At 35.2% G+C, this 21,996-nt stretch carries 25 protein-coding genes and 1 tRNA gene; 21 read left to right on the top strand and 5 right to left on the bottom strand.

What is annotated here, in order from left to right:
* Window positions 1–4: 4 nt before the first annotated feature.
* The 4 genes from hfq to V4P55_RS01875 all read left to right on the top strand — a co-directional run bounded on the left by hfq (window position 5) and on the right by V4P55_RS01875 (window position 4,747).
* Window positions 5–244 (top strand): RNA chaperone Hfq, encoded by a 240-nt coding sequence (gene hfq, locus V4P55_RS01860; protein ID WP_455474764.1) that lies wholly within the window; start codon window positions 5–7, stop codon window positions 242–244.
* A gap of 106 nt (window positions 245–350) precedes the next feature.
* Window positions 351–1,640 carry a GTPase HflX gene (gene hflX / locus V4P55_RS01865; RefSeq protein ID WP_455474765.1) on the top strand — a complete coding sequence of 430 codons (1,290 nt, stop codon included), beginning with the start codon at window positions 351–353 and terminating at the stop codon, window positions 1,638–1,640.
* Between the two features lie 128 nt (window positions 1,641–1,768).
* Window positions 1,769–3,520, top strand: coding sequence for a hypothetical protein (locus V4P55_RS01870; RefSeq protein WP_455474766.1), 1,752 nt, complete (start codon window positions 1,769–1,771; stop codon window positions 3,518–3,520).
* Between the two features lie 153 nt (window positions 3,521–3,673).
* Complete coding sequence (locus tag V4P55_RS01875) at window positions 3,674–4,747, top strand: COX15/CtaA family protein (protein ID WP_455474767.1); 1,074 nt, start codon at window positions 3,674–3,676, stop codon at window positions 4,745–4,747.
* A gap of 23 nt (window positions 4,748–4,770) precedes the next feature.
* Here V4P55_RS01875 and argC read toward each other — a convergent pair whose 3' ends face one another.
* A complete protein-coding gene (gene argC / locus V4P55_RS01880; protein ID WP_455475095.1) occupies window positions 4,771–5,688 on the bottom strand; it encodes an N-acetyl-gamma-glutamyl-phosphate reductase in 918 nt (305 codons plus the stop codon).
* Here argC and V4P55_RS01885 point away from each other — a divergent pair.
* From V4P55_RS01885 to nusB, 7 genes are all read left to right on the top strand, one after another.
* A complete protein-coding gene (locus tag V4P55_RS01885) occupies window positions 5,674–5,724 on the top strand; it encodes a hypothetical protein (protein ID WP_455475096.1) in 51 nt (16 codons plus the stop codon). The two genes, argC and V4P55_RS01885, sit on opposite strands and share 15 nt — an antisense overlap.
* A 250-nt stretch (window positions 5,725–5,974) precedes the next feature.
* Window positions 5,975–7,291, top strand: a complete 1,317-nt coding sequence (gene glyA / locus V4P55_RS01890; protein ID WP_455474768.1) for a serine hydroxymethyltransferase — start codon at window positions 5,975–5,977, stop codon at window positions 7,289–7,291.
* 13 nt (window positions 7,292–7,304) lie between these two features.
* Window positions 7,305–7,787: a transcriptional regulator NrdR gene (gene nrdR / locus V4P55_RS01895; protein WP_455474769.1), complete on the top strand. Its 483-nt coding sequence runs from the start codon at window positions 7,305–7,307 to the stop codon at window positions 7,785–7,787.
* A gap of 28 nt (window positions 7,788–7,815) precedes the next feature.
* Window positions 7,816–8,910: a bifunctional diaminohydroxyphosphoribosylaminopyrimidine deaminase/5-amino-6-(5-phosphoribosylamino)uracil reductase RibD gene (gene ribD / locus V4P55_RS01900; protein ID WP_455475097.1), complete on the top strand. Its 1,095-nt coding sequence runs from the start codon at window positions 7,816–7,818 to the stop codon at window positions 8,908–8,910.
* Entirely contained in the window at window positions 8,892–9,509 is a 618-nt protein-coding gene (locus V4P55_RS01905; protein WP_455474770.1) for a riboflavin synthase, read from the top strand. Before ribD ends, V4P55_RS01905 begins: the two co-directional genes overlap by 19 nt.
* A gap of 54 nt (window positions 9,510–9,563) precedes the next feature.
* On the top strand, window positions 9,564–10,028 hold the full coding sequence (locus tag V4P55_RS01910) for a 6,7-dimethyl-8-ribityllumazine synthase (protein ID WP_455474771.1): 465 nt from the start codon (window positions 9,564–9,566) through the stop codon (window positions 10,026–10,028).
* Window positions 10,025–10,519, top strand: coding sequence for a transcription antitermination factor NusB (gene nusB / locus V4P55_RS01915; RefSeq protein ID WP_455474772.1), 495 nt, complete (start codon window positions 10,025–10,027; stop codon window positions 10,517–10,519). Before V4P55_RS01910 ends, nusB begins: the two co-directional genes overlap by 4 nt.
* A gap of 40 nt (window positions 10,520–10,559) precedes the next feature.
* On the opposite strand, the gene V4P55_RS01920 is transcribed toward nusB, so the two are convergent.
* Entirely contained in the window at window positions 10,560–11,060 is a 501-nt protein-coding gene (locus tag V4P55_RS01920) for an outer membrane protein assembly factor BamE (RefSeq protein WP_455474773.1), read from the bottom strand.
* A gap of 201 nt (window positions 11,061–11,261) precedes the next feature.
* Between V4P55_RS01920 and V4P55_RS01925 the strand changes: the two genes are divergently transcribed.
* From V4P55_RS01925 to V4P55_RS01945, 5 genes are all read left to right on the top strand, one after another.
* A complete protein-coding gene (locus V4P55_RS01925) occupies window positions 11,262–11,834 on the top strand; it encodes a YceD family protein (RefSeq protein ID WP_455474774.1) in 573 nt (190 codons plus the stop codon).
* 160 nt (window positions 11,835–11,994) lie between these two features.
* A complete protein-coding gene (plsX, locus tag V4P55_RS01930; protein WP_455474775.1) occupies window positions 11,995–13,065 on the top strand; it encodes a phosphate acyltransferase PlsX in 1,071 nt (356 codons plus the stop codon).
* Window positions 13,066–13,114: 49 nt separating this feature from the next.
* Window positions 13,115–14,089 (top strand): beta-ketoacyl-ACP synthase III, encoded by a 975-nt coding sequence (locus V4P55_RS01935; protein ID WP_455474776.1) that lies wholly within the window; start codon window positions 13,115–13,117, stop codon window positions 14,087–14,089.
* An 81-nt stretch (window positions 14,090–14,170) separates the two neighbouring features.
* A complete protein-coding gene (locus V4P55_RS01940; protein ID WP_455474777.1) occupies window positions 14,171–14,497 on the top strand; it encodes an integration host factor subunit alpha in 327 nt (108 codons plus the stop codon).
* A 180-nt stretch (window positions 14,498–14,677) separates the two neighbouring features.
* Complete coding sequence (locus V4P55_RS01945; protein ID WP_455474778.1) at window positions 14,678–15,181, top strand: MerR family transcriptional regulator; 504 nt, start codon at window positions 14,678–14,680, stop codon at window positions 15,179–15,181.
* Window positions 15,182–15,270: 89 nt separating this feature from the next.
* On the opposite strand, the gene thrS is transcribed toward V4P55_RS01945, so the two are convergent.
* The 3 genes from thrS to V4P55_RS01960 form a co-directional block, all read right to left on the bottom strand.
* Complete coding sequence (thrS, locus tag V4P55_RS01950) at window positions 15,271–17,247, bottom strand: threonine--tRNA ligase (RefSeq protein WP_455474779.1); 1,977 nt, start codon at window positions 17,245–17,247, stop codon at window positions 15,271–15,273.
* A gap of 123 nt (window positions 17,248–17,370) precedes the next feature.
* Window positions 17,371–17,724, bottom strand: a complete 354-nt coding sequence (yidD, locus tag V4P55_RS01955; protein WP_455474780.1) for a membrane protein insertion efficiency factor YidD — start codon at window positions 17,722–17,724, stop codon at window positions 17,371–17,373.
* On the bottom strand, window positions 17,725–18,153 hold the full coding sequence (locus V4P55_RS01960) for an iron-sulfur cluster assembly scaffold protein (protein ID WP_455474781.1): 429 nt from the start codon (window positions 18,151–18,153) through the stop codon (window positions 17,725–17,727).
* A 125-nt stretch (window positions 18,154–18,278) separates the two neighbouring features.
* Between V4P55_RS01960 and folE the strand changes: the two genes are divergently transcribed.
* From folE to V4P55_RS01985, 5 genes are all read left to right on the top strand, one after another.
* Window positions 18,279–18,896, top strand: coding sequence for a GTP cyclohydrolase I FolE (gene folE / locus V4P55_RS01965; protein ID WP_455474782.1), 618 nt, complete (start codon window positions 18,279–18,281; stop codon window positions 18,894–18,896).
* Between the two features lie 136 nt (window positions 18,897–19,032).
* Window positions 19,033–19,117, top strand: a tRNA-Leu gene (locus V4P55_RS01970).
* 219 nt (window positions 19,118–19,336) lie between these two features.
* Window positions 19,337–20,482 carry an alpha/beta hydrolase gene (locus tag V4P55_RS01975; RefSeq protein ID WP_455474783.1) on the top strand — a complete coding sequence of 382 codons (1,146 nt, stop codon included), beginning with the start codon at window positions 19,337–19,339 and terminating at the stop codon, window positions 20,480–20,482.
* A 139-nt stretch (window positions 20,483–20,621) separates the two neighbouring features.
* Window positions 20,622–21,116, top strand: coding sequence for a hypothetical protein (locus V4P55_RS01980; protein WP_455475098.1), 495 nt, complete (start codon window positions 20,622–20,624; stop codon window positions 21,114–21,116).
* 456 nt (window positions 21,117–21,572) lie between these two features.
* On the top strand, window positions 21,573–21,938 hold the full coding sequence (locus V4P55_RS01985; protein ID WP_455474784.1) for a response regulator: 366 nt from the start codon (window positions 21,573–21,575) through the stop codon (window positions 21,936–21,938).
* Window positions 21,939–21,996 lie beyond the last annotated feature (58 nt).

Genomic DNA, 21,996 nt, shown 5'->3' on the forward strand with positions numbered 1-21,996 from the left:
AATAATGGCAGAGCGATCACAACACCTACAAGATGTATTTCTAAATACGCTTCGCAAGCAAAAGATATCTCTTACGATTTTTCTTGTGAATGGCGTTAAACTGACAGGTATCGTGACGTCATTTGATAATTTCTGTGTTCTTTTGCGTCGCGATGGACATGTACAATTGGTCTATAAACATGCCATTTCTACAATCATGCCTGGACAACCTGTACAAATGTTTGAAGGTGAAAATTCTGAATAATAAACTAACCCACTATGCACTCAGTATCCCGTTTAAAGTGTTATGTCAATTGCTATAATAGATAAAAATGGGAAAGATTTAAAAATTTTCACAGGTTGTAAAATAAGTGCGTACTGTTGTTTTGGTACCAATTGTTTATGGAAATAAAAATGAGAAGACGTCACGTGAATGCTCTGTGCCTTCTCGGCTAAAAGAAGCATTAGGGTTAGCACGCGCTATCAAGTTAGAAGTTGAGTATTCTGAAGTCGTCAATGTCACGAAGCTGCGTCCTGCAACTTTATTTGGTACGGGCAAGGTGAATGAACTTTCTCTTTATATTAATGAGAATCGTATTGGTCTTGTAATTGTAGATTATTTTTTAACGCCGGTGCAGCAGCGTAATTTAGAGAGATTATGGCATTGCAAAGTTATTGATAGAACAGCTTTAATTCTTGAAATTTTTGGAGACCGAGCGCGAACAAAAGAGGGGGTTTTACAGGTTGAGTTAGCGCATTTATCTTATCAAAAGAGTAGGCTGGTTCGAAGTTGGACACACTTAGAACGGCAACGTGGAGGACGTGGTTTTTTAGGAGGTCCTGGTGAAACGCAGATTGAAGAGGACAAGCGTCTTTTGCAAGAAAAAATTGTTCGTATTCGACGCGAATTAGAAACGGTTGTTAAAACACGCGCTTTGCACAGGGCTCAAAGAAAAAAAGCATCTCATCCTGTTGTTGCTTTGGTGGGATATACGAATGCAGGAAAATCAACTCTTTTTAATCGCTTAAGTGGTGCGAATGTATTAACAAAGGACATGTTGTTTGCAACGCTTGATCCAACTTTGCGTAAAGTTATCCTTCCTCATGGTAAAACTATTCTTTTATCAGATACCGTAGGTTTTATTTCTAACTTACCAACACATTTGATTGCAGCTTTTAGAGCAACTCTTGAGGAGGTCGTAGAAGCTGATCTTATTCTTCATATCAGGGATATGTCAGATCTTGATCACCGTGCTCATGCTCAAGATGTTTTCGAGGTGCTTTCAAATCTTGGAGTTTGTATTGATGATACAGAACGTATCATGGAAGTTTGGAATAAGGTTGATATATTGGATGAAAAGACACTGAGTATTTTGCAAACAAGCGCAAATACAGGATTAAATCCTGCTTTAATGGTATCAGCGCTCAATAATAAGGGACTGGATCAATTATTAATAGCGATTGAAAAGCGGATTTTTGGAGAAATGCAAAAAATCGAATGTATTTTAAGATCTCATGAAATGCCGCTTATGAATTGGTTTTATAAGAATTCGAGCGAAATAACTCAGGAAGGGCGAGATGATGGTTCTGTTATTATTAAAGCAGTCCTTACTTCTGAAGCCAAAAAAAGATTAGATTACCTTAAACAAAATATGAATTAAAGTTTTTCATCTTTTTCATATATTGATAAATATTTTTATTATCTTGCAAGAATATTCCTTCAAGTTAAAAGATGATTATTGTTTTTTCTTAATAAAAAATACAAAGTATTTTCTTGGTTAAAATAAAAATGAATTTTAAGTATAGTAAAAAACTATCGGTGCATATGGTACGGCGAAGCATTTTAATCATTTTGCTGTTGGCAATATTATGTGCGTTTCTGATCTGTTTGTATTACCTAGTTCAGCCACAGGCTTACAGAGCCACTTTAACATTTTCTTTATCTGATTCTGTAGGAAAGCCATTACCAGTTGATCGGCAAAATAGTGCAATTGCACTCTTATTTTTACAGCCTACAGTTTTCAATTCTTCAAATTCTAATCGTTTTTTTTTCGATGGGTCTCATAAAAAAAATTTTCATGAAAATATTTATTTGTTCCGTAATGGTGATTTATTCAATCTTGTTTTTGAAACTGAAACTATCTCCGCTGCTAAGCACGGGTTAGAAAATTTATTTTCTATCTTTTCAGAAACAATTATCAAGCAAGATGAAAAATTATTGTTAAAGCAGCAACAAGTAAACCGACAATACGATAGTGCTACTGTGCTAAATATAATGCAAGAGTTTCGCTCATCTGTTGATTCTTTCATGCACAAGGATGTAAAACAAAATGAGCTTAATGATCTTTATGTACAGTTATCTGAAGCAACTTTAAAGCGTATTCATTTAACGAGCTTAAGTTCAGTTATTAAGATGATGCGTGAAAGTGGACAGTCTTTATTATCTTTATCATTTATTTCAAATAATTCAGCAGTTGCTGCATTAGAATCTAAGAGAAATCTTTTAGAATCACAAAAAGCGCATATGGCAGCACAATTGGGTTGGGACCATCCGCAAATCAAGGCAATGAGTGCAGAATCGGAAGCAATTTCTCACCAATTAGAAAATAAAGTTTTGCAAATCGTGAATCAAATTCATGCAGACAAAATTATTGCAGAGGACTTTGAACTACAACTAAGAAAAAGAATTAGCCTTTTTGTAAAGGATCAGTCAGAATCTTTAAATCAAATGCTTAATGAATTAGAAAATAAAATAAGGGGAGTGATAGATGAGAAAAATAAAGTAATAAATAAGCCTTTTTCATTACAGAATATAAAAGTTCATGTCGTTGTTCCAACAACATTAGTACCAATTTCTTTTATGACTCTTTATAAAAAGAATATTATCGTCAGTGCATTTATTAGTTTGCTTATTTTGGGGGGAGGGCTGTTGTTATGGCAACAGTGCTTTAGGATAAGAAAAAAACAGTTAGAGAAAAACGATAAGGGTATTTTAGTATCTAAAAAAATAAAAAATCTTGAAGTTTTTATTACGATAGAAGAATTATCTAATTTTTTTAAGTGGCGCGATTCAGCTGTTATTTCAGTAATGGGTCCAGAAGCTGCACGGACAGCAGCAAAATTATCCCTTCATCTTACAAAAGACCACAAGACAATTTTGTTGGTAGATGTTTCCGGCCAACAAATAGAAAAGGCGATTGGTCCACATCGAGGTTTGAGTGATATTTTAGGAGGGCATGCGCAGTTGCAAGATGTTATTTATCGTGATTATGATACGGGAATTGATATTCTTCCTCAAGGTTTAACACCTATTACTTGTGCACAAGATTTTCCAAATTGTATTTTTGGTGTGCTGCAAGAGTTTAAAAGCAATTATGATTTTATTATTTTTGAAATAGCAAATGAACCTCAATATGGATTTGAGCAATTTGTTGAGTTATCAGATTATTATATCTGCAATGCTGATCTTAATGAACAAAGTTGGATGATCAAAATGATACACAAGTTCCCAAAAACTGTTTATCGTGTGATTGGTTCTTAAGATATTGTAAAATAGGAATGCTCATTGTGTGTTATTGTCAATATGATTGCCTTTTGTTAAAATTATAGCGTTTTCTGTGATAGATAAATTGAATATTTAAATTTGGAAAATATTTGTGATTAAAAACGGAAAATAAATGTGGGGGAATCAGGAATGACCGCAAAAAATTTAAATAATATTGTTTTGGTACCACTGCAAAAAAAATATAGAAAGCAAATTCAAGTATGGCTTGATTCTATCTTATTTCTTTGTTTAGCAATCGTTTTAATTGGGGGGGCTACCCGTTTGACCGGGTCAGGATTGTCTATAACAGAATGGAAACCAATTCATGGTATCATTCCACCTATTGGTGCTAAACAATGGCAAGAAGAATTTTTAAAATATCAACAAATAGCGCAATATAAGCTTCTTAATTATGATATGACTTTAAGTGCATTTAAGGTTATTTTTTGGTGGGAGTGGTGGCATCGTGTTCTTGGGCGTCTTGTTGGTCTTATCGCTTTAGTAGGTCTAATTTGGTTTTGGGCTACAAAACAGATTAAAAAAAATATTTTGCTTCAGCTTGCTATTGTACCAATACTGATTGCCATTCAAGGTGCTATTGGTTGGTGGATGGTGGCTTCAGGTATTGGAAAAAGCAATTTAACAAGTGTGAGCCAATATCGTTTAGCATTCCATCTTATAACGGCGTGTTTTGTTATTATTTTTGTTACCTATTTATCGAGAGGATTTGTAGAATATTCAGAGAAACCAACAAATAAGATGATTCAAAAATTTGCTGGTTGGCTTGTTATCTTTATTTTGATTGAAATTTATTTAGGTGCTTTGGTTGCTGGACTTCATGCAGGGAAAGTTTATAATACGTGGCCACTTATGGATGGTCAAATCATTCCTAATGGGTTATTCAATCATAGTCCTGTTTGGCTTAATTTATTTGAAAATCCATTAACAGTTCAATTTGTTCACCGTTTTTTTGCTTATTTTTTATTTATTATAGTTGTTATTCATGCTTTTTATGTACAAAAAAATGTTCCGCATTCAACGCATGCTCGTCGTGCTTTTTTGATTTGCGCTATGATTGTTGCACAAGCACTGTTAGGGATTATTACTTTATTAAATGAGGTGCCAATAAGTTTAGGACTTATTCATCAAAGTGTTGCATTGATAATATTGTGTTTTGCGGTTGCACATTGGCGTGCAACAAAAGGAGCAGTATCTTTTTATTGAATAAATCTGTTATCAGAGCAATATTAGCTGTTTGAGAGCATTAAATTAAGGTTTTGAACAGCGGCTGCAGATGCGCCTTTACCTAAATTGTCTAGAACAGCACATAAATTGAAAATACCTTCGTTTTCGTCGCCAAAAATAAATAATTTCATACCATCTTTATGTGCTAAATATTCTGGGTTAAGTTTTGTAAGCGTTTCAGTTTCTTCTTGTGACGCAATTAATATGGTGTTTTGTCCATCGTAATGGCTATTAAAAATCTCTCGTAGATCAGAGCAATTAGCAGATTTTGTAAATAAACTACGATGCAGTGGAAGATTTACAATCATTCCTTGAGGGAAGCGACCAACACTTGGTACGAAAATTGGTGTTTGATTAATTTTCCCATACATTTTAATTTCCGGTATATGTTTATGTTTTAAATCGAGACCATAGATAAAATGGTTCTGTCGAAATTCACTTTGCTGAGGTTGATTTTCCATTTGCGCAATCAATCGTTTACCACCACCAGTGTAGCCAGATATTGCGTTAATTGATATTGGGTAGTTCGCATCTAAAAGACCAGCCTCACGGAGTGGTCGAATTAAACTGATAGCTCCAGTAGAGTAACATCCAGGATTTGATACATAATATGCTTCTTGTATACGTTTTTTTTGTCCTGCAGTCATTTCAGGAAAGCCGTAAACCCATTTAGGCAAAACACGATGAGCCGTTGAGCTATCAATAATCCTCACCTTTTTATTATTTTCGATCCAGTTAACTGTTGTGCGTGCGGCATCATCTGGAAGGCATAAAATAACAATGTCTGCTTGTTTAAAATAGTCTTGTCGAATATCAATGTTATGGCGATCAGTGTGAGGGAGAGAGAGTAATTCTAGATCTGAACGTTTTGCTAGACGTTTGTGTATTTGTAATCCAGTTGTTCCATGTTCTCCATCAATAAAAACTTTTGCCACCATATATTATATCTGCCTTAAATAAATTTTTTCTGCTGTACTGAATGTATTATAGTGTAAATTCAATAAAGCATCGAATATCTTAAAAATATTGATCGATTTTTTTTTGCAAAAAATGGTGCAATAAAAGTTAGTTAATATTAATGCCTATTTTGTAAAGCTCAAATTTAAAAAAATTAATATTAATAAAGATAGTTTAAATTATCTTGTGTCCATAGTTTACTATGTTATGATCGATCAATTTATTTTGTAAAATGTTAGGACATATTTTATGGATAAGCAAGCAGATGGTGTGCGTGAGCATTTTTTTTATGATAATTTACAAACTGTTGATGCTGCAATTTTCGATGCGATAAAAGGTGAATTTGAACGTCAAAAACATGAGATTGAGTTAATTGCATCTGAAAATATTGTTTCAAGAGCAGTTCTTGAAGCGCAAGGTTCAGTTTTAACTAATAAATATGCGGAAGGTTATCCTGGAAATCGCTATTATGGTGGTTGTTACTTTGTGGATCAAATTGAAGAATTAGCAATTGAAAGAGCTAAAAAATTATTTGGTTCTTCTTTTGTGAATGTTCAACCACACTCAGGAAGCCAAATGAATCAAGCTGTGTTTTTGGCTTTGCTTCAACCTAGAGATACAATAATGGGATTAAGTTTGAATGCTGGCGGTCATCTTACGCATGGGTCTCATGTTAATATGTCAGGAAAATGGTTTAATGTTGTTTCTTATGGAGTGCGTAAAGAAGATCAACTTCTTGATATAGAAGAAGTTGAACGTCTTGCAAAAGAACATAAACCAAAGCTTATTATTGCGGGGGGAACGGCCTATTCACGCATATGGGATTGGAAAAGATTTCGTGAAATTGCAGATGAAGTTGGGGCATATTTGATGGTAGATATGTCGCATATTGCAGGTTTAGTTGCTGGTGGTATGCATCCTTCTCCTATACCGCATGCACATGTTGTGACGACAACAACACATAAGTCACTACGTGGTCCTCGTGGTGGAATGATATTGATGAATGATGAAGCATTAGCCAAAAAAATTAATTTGGCAGTTTTCCCAGGTCTTCAAGGTGGTCCGCTAATGCATGTAATTGCTGGTAAAGCTGTGGCGTTAGGAGAAGCTTTACAGCCTGCTTTCCGGGATTATGCTAAAAATGTGGTTGCTAATGCTAAAGTCTTAGCAAATAGATTGCAAAGTAACGGCTTTGATATTGTTTCTGGTGGTACAGATAATCATCTATTATTGGTTGATTTGCGTCCTAAGAATCTAAAAGGAAGATTTGCGGAATTATCTTTAGGGCGCTCTGGTATTATTTGTAACAAAAATAGTATTCCTTTTGATCCGGAAAAGCCATTCATAACCTCAGGTATTCGTCTAGGTACACCCGCGGGAACAACGCGTGGTTTTAGAGAAAATGAATTTATCCAAATTGCTGATTTAATTGCAGAAGTTCTTGAAGGGCTTAAAGCAGCAAAAAACGATGAAGATAATAATGCAATTGAGATGGCTGTTAAAGAAAAAGTGAAAAATATGACACAAAATTTTCCTCTTTATTCTTATCTCAATAATTTAAATTAAGGATATAAAAAAAATGCGTTGTCCTTATTGTCAACATGAGGATACACAAGTTAAAGATTCGCGCCCTACAGAGGAGGGCGCAGTAATTCGTCGTCGACGTGTATGTTCCGTCTGTGGTGGTCGTTTCACGACTTTTGAACGCGTTCAATTGAGAGAACTTTTGGTTTCTAAAAAAGATGGTCGATGTGAGCCATTTGATCGTGATAAATTAATGCGATCAGTTGATATAGCTGTGCGTAAGCGTAATATTGATCTTAATCATATTGAGCAAGCAATTTCTGGCATTGTACGTCAATTGGAGAGTTCAGGAGAGTCTGAGATTCCTTCAGAAAAAATTGGGTATCTCGTGATGGAAGCATTAAAAACTATTGATGATATAGCTTATATTCGTTTTGCTTCAGTCTATAGAAATTTTCGTAATGCTGGTGATTTTCATGATGTGATAGACGAATTATCAAAAAACGTAATAGATACAGAAACTTATTTTCATGAATAAAAATAAAAAAATACAAGACGAGCGGTTTATGGCTGCAGCTATCCGTTTGGCAGAACGTCATGTTGGTCTTACAGGTGAGAATCCTTCTGTTGGAGCATTAATCGTACAGAATGGTGATGTGGGGACCTCTGTTGTTGGATATGGTGTAACAGCTATTCATGGAAGACCTCATGCTGAGGTACAGGCATTGCGTATGGCTGGTTCTTTAGCGCGTGGTGGTACTGCGTATGTCACTTTAGAACCTTGTTCGCATTATGGTAAAACTTCACCATGTGTCAATGCACTCATAGATTCTGGTATTTCTAGAGTTGTTATTGCTCTTACTGATACTGATAAGCGAGTTAATGGTCGTGGAATTGCTCTTTTGCGTGCGGCTGGTATTGAAGTTGTTAAAGGAGTTTTGGCTGAAGAAGCTTTTGAAGCATTGTGTACCCATTTGTGTATAAAAAAATTACAGCGATGTGCAGTTACTTTAAAAATGGCAATTTCTGCGGATAATGGTGTAGGAAAGAAAGGACAGGGCAGTATAAAAATTAGCGGAGCGGCTTCTCACACATATACCCATATTCTGCGTGCGCAAAATAATGCTATTATTGTTGGTATTGATACAATATTAGCAGATGATCCACAATTAAATTGCCGTTTGCCGGGTTTAGGGATACGTTCTCCTATACGTATTATTTTGGATACAGATTTACGCGTTCCAATTGATACAAAAGTTGTTCAAACTGCAAAAAAAATTCCTACATGGATTATTTGTGATGAGAATATTGCAAAAAAAAGTAAAAAAATAGAGCTAGAACAGTATGGTGTTTCTGTGTATTCTGTAAAAACAAGCAATGGCTACATGCCACCTTTTGCTATTTTACAGCTACTTTATCAACAAGGAATCAACAGTGTTTTACTTGAAGGGGGAGTAAAAACAGGGGAAAGGTTTTTAAGTACTGGTTGTGTTGATCATTTAATATGCTTTTATGCGCCTATTATCTTAGGAGAAGACCGTATTGAAGCTCCCCATTTTAAAAAATATCTTTCGGACTTTAATAAAATTGAGACGAAGATGTTTGGAAATGATCGTTTTTATAAATGGAGACGTAAGACATTATGTTCACAGGGATTGTAACAGACATTGGTTGTGTTGAAGATGTCAAATCTTTAAATAGTGGGGTGCGGTTAAAAATTTCTACACACTATGACGTGGAGAGTTTAACAATTGGTGCATCAATTGCGTGTTCAGGGATTTGTTTAACAGTTGTTGAGCTGGCACCAAAACCAGCCGCTAGTAATTGGTTTGCTGTGGAAGCGTGGGAAGAAGCATTACGTTTGACTAATCTTGCTCAGTGGACAAAAGGGACTTTTATTAATTTAGAACGTTCGTTGCGTTTTGGTGATGAAGTTGGAGGTCATTTAGTCTCTGGTCATATTGATGGTTTGGCTGAGATTGTTAATAAGGTTGAAGAGGGTGATGCCGTTCGTTTTTGCATAAAAGCTCCTGTGCGATTATTACCTTTTATTACAAATAAAGGTTCTATTGCGCTGAACGGAACATCTTTGACTATCAATAGTGTTAAGGATAATATTTTTGATGTTCTTATTATTCGCCATACACTTGAAGTAACGACTTGGGGACAGGCTCAAGTTGGTGATCAAGTTAATTTAGAAGTTGATCAGCTTGCGCGTTATGTTGCAAAACTTTCTAACTTAAAAATGGAAGCTGAATAAGCTGAAAGTTTATTATAATTTTTAAAATTTTATTTTTTTTGATGAGATTATCTTATGATACAAGAACTACATAAAGATCTGCGTATATTGATTGTTGAGGCGCGTTTTTATAACGAAATTTCTGATGCGCTTCTTGCTGGCGCGGTGAATGTTTTGCAAAAAGCTGGAGCAAGCTATGATATTGTTACAGTTCCAGGAGCATTAGAAATACCAAGCGCAATAGTTTTTGCTGAAGAGGATAATAAAGTATCTTATGATGGTTATGTTGCTCTTGGTTGTATTATTCGGGGTGAAACATATCATTTTGAAATTGTTGCTGATAATTCTTGTCGAGCGGTAATGGATTTAACCGTCTATAAACATTTGGCTATTGGAAATGGTATTTTGACTGTTGAAAATGAAGAACAAGCATGGGCACGTGCAAAACAGGATGAAAAAAACAAAGGTGGTTTTGCTGCTGAAGCTGCACTATGTATGATTGCTCTGAAAAAAAGATTTGGAGATAATCACTCAATATGACTGATCTAAAGGACGGACATTCTTCACGTACTGCGAATAAACGTGGAGCAGCAAGACTTGCTGCAGTACAGGCACTTTATCAAATGGATATAGTCGGTACTGGTGTTATGGAAACAGCACTTGAGTATGAAACCTATCGTTTAGGAAAAGAAATTGATGGGGACCAATATCTTGATGCTGATTTTCAGTGGTTTTTGGCTATAATAACTGGTGTCGTACAAGATCAAAAAAAGCTTGATCCTATGCTTCATCAGCAACTTTTTTCTTCTGAGTGGTCACTTTCTCGTATTGATTCTATATTACGAGCGATTTTACGTGCAGGTTTGTGGGAGTTGATCAATCGCCAAGATGTGCCCGTTGCTGTTGTTGTGAGTGAATATGTAGATATAGCAAAAGCATTTTTTGAAAATGACGAGCCAAAGCTTATCAATGCAGTTCTTGACAGTATAGCAAAAGAAACACGTTTAAAAAACAGAAAAACACAACCCTGAGTATTAATTACGCTGAGGTTGTGTGTGATACATTTAAAATTTAATTGCGTGGTGAAAAATTCGCAGAGCCCTTAATGATTTGGCTTAAAAAAGAGTGATCTCTGGCTGCAGTTGGTGTTGTTTTCGTAATGAAATCAAAAACTTGACCATCTTGCAATCCGTAATGAGCTACTTGAGCGACTTGATTATTTGAATCGAAATAAATAGCCAAGACTTTACGGTCAACAATTTTTGTTTTCATAAATTGCATTCCACGGTACCGAGTTTGTGAGATGTAATAAAAGACATCATTATCATATTTTGTTTTTAAAGAGGGAGTTCCTAAAGTTAAAATAACTTGCTCTTTGCTTGATCCAACAGGAATAGAATCAAGAGCATTCTTATCAAGAATATAGCCTTCCCTATATATCTGACTTGAACCTGAGGAATGAATTAAATTACAACCAGAAACTGTTGCCATGCTTACTATCAATAGCCCAATCAACGAGTTGCGTTTAATTAAGGGCACTATGTTAGGTACCTGAAACAATGATATCTCCATTATAAATTAGATATATAGTAAGAAAACACTCTTAAGTTTTTTTTAATTTTAACTTAATCTGCCGTAGCTTGTATGAAGCTTCCTTGTTATAAGACAAATTATGCCATACAGAATTTCTTTAGAAAAGAAAAAAATAAAGAAAATATAATATGCTTAAAGAAAGACACAGTATATTATATTTTTTCATATTCAGGAGTTGCCATGAATGTGCAAGACATTTCTCAAATGACATTTGCTTTGGCTTATCCAATATCAGTGCGTTCATTACCTCCTAAAGGTATAAAGGTTCATATTTGTGCAAACCAGCAAGAATGTGAACATTTAGCAAAGAATCACGATTTAGTTAAAGTAAAGCATTGTGAAGGGAAATTTCATGTGTTTCCAGCAAAACAGCGTGGAGTTCGCGTAAAAGGCGTATTGCAAGCACATATAATACAGTTATGTGTTATTACATTAGAACCCTTAGAAAATACTCTTTGTGAAAATATTGATGTTATTTTTGTTCCTAGCGATTCGAATTGGGCTAAGCCCGAAGTATCAGAGGATACAGGTGAGTTATTTTTATATGTAGATGGATCAGATACACCAGAAGTTTTTCATGGCGATAAAATTGATATAGGTGCGGTCATGGAAGAATTTTTTGAATTGTCAATTAATCATTATCCACGCAAAGAAGGTGCAAATATGAATATAATTAAAAATTCAGATGAATCAGATGAAGGTGAAAAAAAAACATCGCCATTCTCTATTTTAAAAAATTGGAAGCAATTGTAATAAATAAAAAAGATATCTAATAAAAAAGATATCTATTGTGTATTAATGTAAAAACGGTATTTTTGCGAAGCTCTTTTAGATATGCTTCGAATGGTGTTTAGTAACAAAAGTTACAATATGAGTTTAGAAATATAAATTTAAAGATGTAGGATATGCGAGCGTGATTAGAATTTCTGTGGATACAATGGGCGGTGATTATGGTCCAGAGGTAACTATTGCAGGAGCAGCAATTGTAAAAAAACAATTGCCAAATATCCATTTTCTATTTTATGGGTTAGATGAAGCTGTTAGACCGGTTTTAGAAAAATATCCTTGTTTGGCTTCTGCATCGTCTTTTTATCCTACAGAAAGTTACACGCGTATGGATGAAAAGCCAAGTCAAGCCCTTCGCATCGGGCGTGGCAAGTCCTCAATGTGGTATGCAATTGAAGCAGTAAAAAATGGTGAAGCTAATGCTTGTGTTTCTGCAGGAAATACTGGTGCTCTTATGGCAATGTCTTATTTTTGCTTAAAGATGATGGCAGAGGCTGAGCGCCCTGGCATTGCTGGTATTTGGCCAACCCTTCGAAATGAGAGTATTGTTTTAGATATTGGTGCAACAATTGGTGCATCTGCTAGCCAATTGGTTGATTTAGCCGTTATGGGGGCTGGCATGTTTCGCGCTTTGTATCACATTAAAAAACCAAGTGTTGGGCTTTTAAATGTAGGAGTTGAAGAAGTAAAAGGCCTTTATGCAATTAAAAAAGCTGGAATGATATTGCGTAAAGTTCAATTAGAAGGTTTAGAGTACAAGGGTTTTGTTGAAGGGAATGACATTGGAAAGGGAACAGTTGATGTTGTTGTAACAGAAGGGTTTTCTGGCAACATTGCTCTAAAAACAGCAGAAGGAACTGCTCGGCAAATAGGAGAAATTTTAAATACTGCTATGCGCAGTTCTTTTTTTTCATATCTTGGTTATTTTTTGTCACGAGGTGCTTTTCGTACACTGAAGCACAAAATGAATCCTGATAGAGTTAACGGCGGGGTCCTTTTAGGCTTGAATGGTGTTGTCATAAAAAGTCATGGCAGCGCTAATGCAAGTGGTTTTGCTTCTGCTATTCGCGTTGGTTATGAGATGGTCAATAATAGACTCTTAGAAAAAATAACCGCTGATTTACGGCAATTTCATGAAAATAAAAAAATATTGTTTGATGAAGAAGACGAAATGAAAATTAATGAGGGTGCGATATGATCAGTATTTATGATGTAAGTAAAAAAGTTCAGGAAAAGGTTAAAAATTAATGATTCGATCAGTGATATGTGGTGTAGGGAGTGCCTTGCCAAAAAAAAGCTTATCGAATGATGAGATTGCAAAGTTTGTTGACACATCTGATTCGTGGATTGTGCAACGTACAGGAATACGTCAGCGTTACATTGTCAATGAAAATGAAACAACAGTTTCTTTAGGAGTAGAAGCTGCGCAAGCTGCACTCATAAATGCTGGTTTAACAATAAAAGATATTGATTGTATTATTTTGGCAACTTCAACGCCAAATCACACTTTTCCTGCTTCTGCTGTTGAAATTCAGCATGCTTTAGGAATGAAACATGGATTTGCTTTCGATCTTCAAGCTGTTTGCTCTGGCTTTATTTTTGCTCTAACAACAGGAGATGCTTATTTGCGTTGTGGAGCAGTTAAAAGAATTTTGGTTATTGGATCTGAAACATTTTCTCGAATTTTAAATTGGAAAGACCGCACGACGTGTGTTTTGTTTGGTGATGGCGCAGGTGCAGCTATTTTGGAAGCTCAAAAAACAGACAGTAATGCTGCATCTGATTGTGGTATATTATCTGCAAAATTACGTTCTGATGGTACATATATGAATAAATTGTACGTTGATGGTGGTCCTTCGACCACACAAACGACAGGTTATTTACGCATGGAAGGACGAGAAGTTTTTAAATATGCGGTTGGTATGATCACGGATGTAGTTGATGATTGTTTTTCGGCTGCTGGTATAGATCCTTCACAATTAGATTGGTTTGTTCCTCACCAAGCTAACAGGCGTATTATTGAAGCATCAGCCAAAAAGCTAGGAATTGATATGGACAAAGTTGTTGTTACTATTGATCAGCATGGTAATACATCTGCAGCATCGGTTCCGTTGGCTTTAACAACAGCTATTTATGATGGAAAAATTAAAAAAGGAGATCTTGTTATGTTGGAGGCTATGGGAGGTGGATTTACATGGGGAGCAATTCTTATTCGTTGGTAGATTATAGTTACTTGACCGTATTTATATAAAACGTATAAATTAATTGTTTTGTAATTTTGAATAATTAAATAGGTGATTACAATGACAAGTAAAACAGTGACGCGTGCAGATTTGGCGAGCGTAGTTTGCAGAAGAGTGGGCTTGTCACATAGTGAATCAGCAGCTTTAGTTGAATTAGTTTTAGATGAAATTTGCAATTCACTTGTAAAAGGTGAAGCTGTTAAATTATCTTCTTTTGCGACGTTTCAAGTTCGTAGTAAAAATGAGCGTATTGGACGTAATCCCAAAACTGGTGTTGAAGCATCTATTCCACCACGGAGAGTTGTAACATTTAAAGCTGCAAATGTGCTTAAACAAAGAATTTTGGATGCACATCGTGCTAGATATCAAAAAACATTATATAAATGAAGATTTATAGTATTTTTCAAAAAAATGTATAAAATAAATATTTAAGTTATATTTTGCATAGAGAGTTTTTGGATTCAAATGCAGTTAAAAGTGACTCTATTTTTAATAAATTTTATAAAAAAAGTGAATTTAATTCGTAATCATAAAATCATTTTTGTAATTTAGACAAGGTGTTGCAAAATGGATAAGAGCTCCGATGCTTTTCGTACAATTAGCGAAGTAGCTGAGCTGTTAGGGCTTCCACAGCATGTATTAAGATTTTGGGAAACACGTTTTACGCAAATAAAACCAATGAAGCGTGGGGGAGGAAGGCGTTATTATCGTCCAGCTGATATCGATTTACTCAATGGTATTAAGCAGTTACTATATGATCAAGGCTATACTATAAAAGGTGTACAGCGTCTTTTGAAAGAGAATGGTATTGCTTTCATTATTGCATTTGGTAATGGTGATCTTGATGCTATGAATGTCGTTATGAAAAAGAAACAAGCAGGAAAAGTACCTGAAACTCCCCATAATAAACCAAAAAAGTCATCTTTTGGGCTTTTAAGTTTTATGAGAAATGAAAGTGAAGCATCTATTGGGGCTGTTAATGCCTACAGAAACAAAACTGACAAAGAATTGTTACAGGACACACTATTTGAATTAATTGAGTGCAAACGTGTGCTTGATAGAGCACGATAACAATGACAGCCTTTATGCGATAATATTTTCTATTTTATAACAAAATTCAAATATATTCTTCTACTCTATTTTATATGTTAGCGTATATTTTAGGAATTTATTAAACGACGCAAATCTGGGGGGATTGCTTCATTTGAAAGTTGTTTAATCGCTTCTTCTATAGATAAAGACACTTGATCTGTGCTTCCTAATCGACGCATATTTACGCTATTTGTTTCAGCTTCACGGTTACCACATACCAAAATTACGGGAACTTTTTGTAAAGAATGTTCGCGTATTTTATAATTAATCTTTTCATTACGCAGGTCTGTTGTTGCTGAAAGTCCGATAGCTTTAAACTTTGCAGCTATTTTTTTTGCATATTCATTGGCTTCGGATGTAATTGTTGCTATAACGACTTGTTCAGGTGCAAGCCAAAGTGGCATGTGACCAGCAAAATTTTCGATTAATATACCAAGGAAACGCTCCGTTGAGCCAAAAATGGCGCGATGAATCATGACAGGCTGGCGTTTTTCTGAATTGCTATCAATGTAAAATGCGCCAAAACGTTCAGGAAGGTTAAAATCTACTTGGGTTGTTCCGCACTGCCATTCACGACCAATAGCATCTTTTAATGTGTATTCAAATTTTGGTCCATAAAATGCACCTTCTCCTGGAAGGATAGCTGTTTTAATTTGTCCTGCAGATTGTGTTTCAATGGTATTAAGAACAGAAGCCATGATATTTTCTGCATGATCCCATAATGCGTCAGATCCGACACGCTTTTCTGGGCGAGTTGAAAGTTTAAGAGTAATCTTTTTAAAACCGAAATCAGCATAAGTTGATAAGATAAGATCATTAATCTTAAGACATTCATCAGCTAATTGTTCATCTGTGCAAAAAATATGTGCGTCATCTTGTGTAAAGCTACGCACACGCATCAGACCGTGTAGTGAACCTGAAGGTTCATAACGATGAACAATCCCAAATTCAGCAAGTCGAATAGGTAAATCGCGGTAAGATTTCAAACCATGTTTAAAGATTTGTACGTGACCCGGGCAATTCATTGGTTTGATAGCGTAAACAGATTCATCATTCCAATCATCTGAAGCTGGAATTGCTTTAAACATATTTTCTCTATACCATTCCCAATGACCAGACAGTTCCCAAAGTGATTTGTCAAGGACTTGAGGTGCGTTAACTTCCGCATATTGATAATCATCGAGACGCCTACGCATATAGCTGAGCAAATTTTGAAACATTTTCCAGCCTTTTGGGTGCCAAAAAACCATTCCTGGTCCTTCTTCTTGAAAATGAAATAAATCCATTTCTCGCCCCAAACGTCGGTGGTCGCGTTTTTCAGCTTCTTCTAACATATGGAGATAGGCTTTTAAGTCATTTTCATTAGCAAATGCTGTTCCATAAATTCTTGTTAGCATTGGTTTACTAGCATCGCCACGCCAATAAGCTCCTGCAACTTTCATGAGTTTGAAAGCGTTACCAATTTGTCCGGTAGATTGCATGTGTGGACCGCGGCAAAGATCAAACCAATCACCTTGATAGTAGATCTTGACATCTTCATTTTCGGGGATGCTATCGATGAGCTCAACTTTATAAAATTCTTTTTTTTCAGAAAAAATTTTCTTCGCTTTTTCGCGAGACAAAATTTCTTTTCTAAAAAATTTATTACGTTGAATAATTTCACGCATTTTTTTTTCAATAACGGTAAGATCATCCAATGTAAAAGGTTGTTGGCGTGCAAAATCGTAATAAAAACCATTTTCAATGACAGGCCCAATTGTAACTTGCGTATCAGGAAAAAGTTCTTGCACTGCTTCAGCTAAAACATGCGCACAATCATGACGTATTAGTTCAAGAGCACGTGGATCTTCGCGAGTAATGATTTCCACTTGACCAGATTCGTTTAATGGATCAGATAAATCGCGAATAACTCCATTAAGGCTATAAGCGACTGCTTTTTTGGTAAGTGACTTGGAGATGGATTCTGCCAATTCCAGACCAGTCATCATTGTGGGGTAGTCACGTTTTGAACCATCTGGAAAAGAAAGAGAAACAGAACAAGACATAAAACACCCCTTTCATCCAATTCCGCTAACGATTGCGGATGGTTTTGTGACAAATAGCAAAAATTAATTTAAGACCAATAGGTGGTTTGCTCTTTTATCAATACACGTAAAAAAAGAAAAGAATTATTTGTTGTGTTTAGTATAAATTTTCCAATAACGCCAAGGTTTATAATAGCAGTAGAAGTTTTCAAGAGAGGGAGGGACTGGATCAAATCCATGTGTTCCAAATGGACCACAGCGTATAATACGAAAAAGTCCCATCCACGCACCAGCCCATAGTCCATGGCGCGCAATTGCTTCATAAGCATATTCAGAGCAAGTTGGTGCGTGTCGACATTGATTCCCTATGAAATTGGAAAGTGTAAGCTGATAAAAACGTATCAATATAATACCAAATAATCGTCCAGGTGTTTTCCGCCAAGAACCGGTATAATTCCGAGAGTATCTCTTTTTCTTGTGAGAATGTGGTCCACGCATTTATTTTTCTTCAATTTGTTTAATGCAATCTACAACAGCATCGAAAATGAGCATGGTTGATGTATGACGTGCTTTATAGTCTTTAATAGGCTGTAAGCAAGAAAATTCTTCAAATGGAGCTGTAGGAGGGGGACCATCCTCTGTCAGCATGTTATAGATGTTTTTGTGTAATACTTTAAGATTTTGTGTTGTTTGTCCAATGATATGATGTGCTAAAAGCGAAGCTGATGCTTGCCCTAGGACACAAGCATGAACTTCATGAGCAAAATTTGTCACAATATTATTTTTTACGTTTAAGTCTACAGTAATTGTTGATCCGCAAAGGCGGGCATATTGCTTTGATGTTGCATCTGGATTGTCAAGACGTCCAATTCTGGTTATATGTGCGGCACATTCAAGTATTTTATCATTGTAGAGATCATTAATCATATACTCTTGCCTAAAATTCTGAAAGCTGTAATTGTTTAAATTTTTAATTTAATTATATAGACAATATACAAAATAAAATGGATATATAGCAAATATTTTGTATGTAGTAGGTTTGGAGTTTTTAGATGTATGATATTAAAGGAGGTACTGCAAATCCCTCTTTATCTGAAAAAAAGTGTCCTAATTTTGAAGAAGTAGAAGCAGCGGTTCGCACATTATTGTTATGGATAGGGGAGAATCCTAATCGAGAGGGGCTCTTAGATACTCCAAAGCGTGTAGCTAAAGCATATCGTGAACTTTTTACTGGTTATAACGAATCGGTTGAAGAGATTTTAAGTACGGTTTTTGAAGAAGTTTCAGGGTATAATGAAGCGATAATAGTAAAAGACATCGCTTTTTATTCACATTGCGAACATCATATGATTCCGATCGTGGGCAAAGCGCATATTTCTTATCTTCCAGATACAAAGATTGTAGGTCTCTCTAAAATTGCGCGTGTTGTAGATGTTTTTTCTCGTCGTTTACAGACACAAGAAACTATGACAGCTCAAATAGCTAATGCTTTGGAAGAGCATTTAAAACCTCGCGGCATTGCTGTATCGATTGAAGCTGAGCATATGTGTATGGTTATAAGAGGAGCAAAAAAGCAAGGAACAAAAACGATTACAACCAGCTTCCGTGGATATTATGAAAAAAATCAGGCTGCACAAGCTAATTTTATGATGACAGTTTATAAATTATAATAATGCTCATACTTTTATAGCTTTATGTTTTTATAATTGTAATGCATCCGAAAAAATAAATGGTGAGAAGGTGAAAAGAGGCTTGTTCCGGACTTTATGATTTGTTAGAAGTGGAATGTGTTTGGCTTCACCGTGTGCGGTCGTGGCGGAATTGGTAGACGCGCAGCGTTGAGGTCGCTGTGGGGTAACCCGTGGAAGTTCGAGTCTTCTCGACCGCACCATTTTTACTATCCATAGATAGCATGGAGATAAATTAAGAGCTTGGTGTGTATCACAGCAAAATTGTGATAGGTCATTTGTACATGTGTTTTTAACAAATTTTATTTTAATTATTTAAAAAACATACCTACAAATCTGAAATAAGGGTGTTATTTATCTTTAATAAAAGTGGCAGTGTTAACGTGGAAGGTACAGTGTTTTTTAGGTATTTAGTACTCTTTATGGGCATTACTTTACTCGTTGCATGTAGTGCGTCGCGTGCTGTGCTTTGGCATGGAGTGCATGCTACACCGTCTATGGTTGCTGTTCAAAGAGAAGTTGAAGGCGAGCCGATACCCCCAAAAGCTATTGTTCCAGTGTATGTTGCAACAAGCCGCATGATGCAAAGCAATTATGCTCAACCTTATGGTGCAGGACGATCAAATAAAGTGCATTATAATCGTGTTGATGTAGGAATCCCTCAACAACATAAAGAGGGCTTTGTTGAAACAAATGCGTATAGACCTACTCATGATAAGTATTTTGCAGCAGTAGCGTTGCAGAAATATGATGGTAAGGAACAATTTAAACAAGAACTGAATGCGGCTTTAGCGAAAAAACCGGCAGGGAAAAGAGAAATTTTTCTTTTTATTCATGGTTATAATAATAACTTTGCGGATGGTACATTTCGGGCTGCTCAGTTTACATATGACTATTCTTTAGACGTTGTCACTGTGCATTATTCATGGCCCTCTGCAGGATCAATTCCTCTTTATATTTATGATCGCGATAGTGCTAATTTTGCACGTGACGGATTGATAGAACTTTTGACTCTTATTAGTAAAACTAATGCCGAAAAAGTTTCAGTTATTGCTCATTCTATGGGAAATTTTGTAACGATGGAGGCATTTAGGACTTTGGCTTTACAAGGAAAATATGAACCCATTCGCCATATGATAAGTTTTTTAATGGCTGCGCCAGATATCGATATCGATGTATTTGAGCGTCAACTAAACGATATTAAAAAAATGCCTCGGCCAACAGCTATATTGGTGTCTCGTGCAGATAAAGCACTTGCTGTTTCAGGGCGTTTGACAGGTGGGCACCCTCGTGTGGGAGATGGTTCAGATATTGATATGTTACGTAAAAATGGAGTAGCTGTCTTTGATCTTTCTAATATTGACGGTGGAACACACAATGTATTTGCATCTTCACCAACGTTAATGACTCTTTCTAGAGATGGCTCTTTAGCTTCAGCTATCATGCAGGGTACAGAATTAACACCTAGTCAGGCACTTCTTGCTGATAGTAGTACCGTTTTGGAAAAAACGACAAACATTATCCTTTACACACCTATGCGTCTTTTATTCCCGTTAGAGGCTAATTAAATTAAAAAAAAAATGAAATTAACCTTCAAATATAAGCATATTAGAAGCGTTATTTTAGTATTTTCTTTAGAATGACTCTATAAAATTAAAAATAAATAGCGGAATAAATGTAAAAAAACTGTCATTAGGTGAGTATATGATGGTGACACGAGAACGTTACGCTAATACGTCTGCATTAGTCGATTATTTATCTCATTCTGCAATGAGGTTATTAAATATTCATGCGATGCTTTCAAAAGTAAAAAAGGATAATATAGGAGGGGAACCGAATTTATTACAGAAAATTGATTCTGCTAAAAAACAGCTAGACGAAATAAGCCGCGCTCTTATTTTAGAATATCGCAGATGTCGAGAAAATGAGCTTTTCTTAAAACAAATTTTAATATCAATTTCCGATCAACTTTTTTCTCTTAATAATGATTTTAAAGAGACAGGTCGTCTTTTTTTTCAAGAAATGAGAATGTTACAATCTCAGATGCAGTGTTTTTATAAGGGGATAGAGAAGCAGCATTTACTGACTAATCAAGAATTTTCCTCTTCTCCATCAAGAATTGATGAAGTTATCCAACGATTACAAAAAGCACGAAAAGAACTTATTATTGAAAATCCGCATCTTTTTGAAAGAGAAGATTAAAGTTAAAGATAAAAATAAAGGACAGTAAACATAATAAATTATTTTCAGATAATAGATTTATATATTAATCTATTTTTTTATCTTTTATAAAAAATTCATAAAAAAAAATCAATGAATTAATTATTTCACATATAGTGTGATTAATTAAAAGTTAGTTAATCGATTTCTTTATATTAGAAAGTTGATATTTGAGTGACTTTATGTCTACATCATGGTGAAAAAAGTCATAAAATCTTTTTAATATCAAATTTAATATATAAATTGAAAATATGTTACAATATATTTTTGATAAATACGTGATATTTTATTTTTTTTAATTAAAAACACTACACTCCGCTCTGTTATAACGGAAAGGTTTTTTACCATGAGCTATTTTATTTTTTTATAGTTTACGATTTTTTCTATTGTTTAAAAGGGAATGTGTTAAGCTCATCTAGGAAGAGTGGAGTTATATTAATGCTAAAAAAAGTCATGATCGTAGAAGATAATGAGCTTAATATGAAATTATTCCGTGATCTTGTAGAAGCGAGTGGTTATGAAACTGTTGAAACGCGAAATGGTCTTCTTGCATTAGATTTAGCCCGTTCGTCTATGCCGTCTCTTATTCTTATGGATATTCAGTTGCCTGAGGTATCAGGGATAGATGTTATAAAGCAACTAAAGGAAGATGAAGAGCTAAGGTGTATTCCTGTTGTTGCTGTAACGGCTTTCGCTATGAAAGGAGATGAGGAGCGGATTCGTGCGAGTGGATGCGAAGAATACATGTCAAAGCCTATTTCAGTTCCTCACTTTATTAAAATGGTAAAACGCTTCTTAGACTGAAATATTATAGACGTTTTATTCAATGGTAATAAAAGAAATGGTAAAAATGCAATTTTAA

It is taken from the genome of Bartonella sp. B30(2025) (assembly GCF_053793825.1).

Excerpts from the sequence above, each read along its gene's own strand:
- V4P55_RS01875 (WP_455474767.1), top strand. The coding sequence starts at position 3,674 with ATGACCGCAAAAAATTTAAATAATATTGTTTTGGTACCACTGCAAAAA.
- V4P55_RS01910 (WP_455474771.1), top strand. The coding sequence starts at position 9,564 with ATGATACAAGAACTACATAAAGATCTGCGTATATTGATTGTTGAGGCG.
- V4P55_RS01980 (WP_455475098.1), top strand. The coding sequence starts at position 20,622 with ATGGTGACACGAGAACGTTACGCTAATACGTCTGCATTAGTCGATTAT.
- V4P55_RS01870 (WP_455474766.1), top strand. The coding sequence starts at position 1,769 with ATGAATTTTAAGTATAGTAAAAAACTATCGGTGCATATGGTACGGCGA.
- V4P55_RS01985 (WP_455474784.1), top strand. The coding sequence starts at position 21,573 with ATGCTAAAAAAAGTCATGATCGTAGAAGATAATGAGCTTAATATGAAA.
- folE (WP_455474782.1), top strand. The coding sequence starts at position 18,279 with ATGTATGATATTAAAGGAGGTACTGCAAATCCCTCTTTATCTGAAAAA.
- V4P55_RS01940 (WP_455474777.1), top strand. The coding sequence starts at position 14,171 with ATGACAAGTAAAACAGTGACGCGTGCAGATTTGGCGAGCGTAGTTTGC.
- V4P55_RS01905 (WP_455474770.1), top strand. The coding sequence starts at position 8,892 with ATGTTCACAGGGATTGTAACAGACATTGGTTGTGTTGAAGATGTCAAA.
- V4P55_RS01925 (WP_455474774.1), top strand. The coding sequence starts at position 11,262 with ATGAATGTGCAAGACATTTCTCAAATGACATTTGCTTTGGCTTATCCA.
- glyA (WP_455474768.1), top strand. The coding sequence starts at position 5,975 with ATGGATAAGCAAGCAGATGGTGTGCGTGAGCATTTTTTTTATGATAAT.
- V4P55_RS01960 (WP_455474781.1), bottom strand. The coding sequence starts at position 18,153 with ATGATTAATGATCTCTACAATGATAAAATACTTGAATGTGCCGCACAT.
- nrdR (WP_455474769.1), top strand. The coding sequence starts at position 7,305 with ATGCGTTGTCCTTATTGTCAACATGAGGATACACAAGTTAAAGATTCG.
- ribD (WP_455475097.1), top strand. The coding sequence starts at position 7,816 with ATGGCTGCAGCTATCCGTTTGGCAGAACGTCATGTTGGTCTTACAGGT.
- thrS (WP_455474779.1), bottom strand. The coding sequence starts at position 17,247 with ATGTCTTGTTCTGTTTCTCTTTCTTTTCCAGATGGTTCAAAACGTGAC.
- V4P55_RS01935 (WP_455474776.1), top strand. The coding sequence starts at position 13,115 with ATGATTCGATCAGTGATATGTGGTGTAGGGAGTGCCTTGCCAAAAAAA.
- hfq (WP_455474764.1), top strand. The coding sequence starts at position 5 with ATGGCAGAGCGATCACAACACCTACAAGATGTATTTCTAAATACGCTT.
- yidD (WP_455474780.1), bottom strand. The coding sequence starts at position 17,724 with ATGCGTGGACCACATTCTCACAAGAAAAAGAGATACTCTCGGAATTAT.
- nusB (WP_455474772.1), top strand. The coding sequence starts at position 10,025 with ATGACTGATCTAAAGGACGGACATTCTTCACGTACTGCGAATAAACGT.
- V4P55_RS01920 (WP_455474773.1), bottom strand. The coding sequence starts at position 11,060 with ATGGAGATATCATTGTTTCAGGTACCTAACATAGTGCCCTTAATTAAA.
- V4P55_RS01975 (WP_455474783.1), top strand. The coding sequence starts at position 19,337 with ATGGGCATTACTTTACTCGTTGCATGTAGTGCGTCGCGTGCTGTGCTT.
- V4P55_RS01945 (WP_455474778.1), top strand. The coding sequence starts at position 14,678 with ATGGATAAGAGCTCCGATGCTTTTCGTACAATTAGCGAAGTAGCTGAG.